We start from the raw sequence: 204 nt of genomic DNA on the forward strand, positions 1-204 counted from the left end.
GAGCGGAAGACGAGGTTCGAACTCGCGACCCCCACCTTGGCAAGGTGGTGTTCTACCACTGAACTACTTCCGCACATATATGAAATTAAGAAAAGATGCGGGTGAAGGGACTTGAACCCCCACGTCGTAAGACACTAGATCCTAAGTCTAGCGCGTCTGCCAATTCCGCCACACCCGCGTGTGAATATAAATGGTGAGCCATGA

The 204-nt window shown here is 51.5% G+C and carries 2 tRNA genes; both read right to left on the minus strand.

What is annotated here, in order from left to right:
- Position 1 precedes the first annotated feature (1 nt).
- Positions 2-73 (minus strand) — tRNA-Gly (locus tag SB717_RS40220).
- Positions 74-96: 23 nt separating this feature from the next.
- Positions 97-178: transfer RNA gene (locus SB717_RS40225), tRNA-Leu, on the minus strand.
- Between the last annotated feature and the right edge of the window lie 26 nt (positions 179-204).

Source organism: Priestia sp. SIMBA_032 (assembly GCF_046535215.1).
GTDB classification, from domain to species: domain Bacteria; phylum Bacillota; class Bacilli; order Bacillales; family Bacillaceae_H; genus Priestia; species Priestia aryabhattai.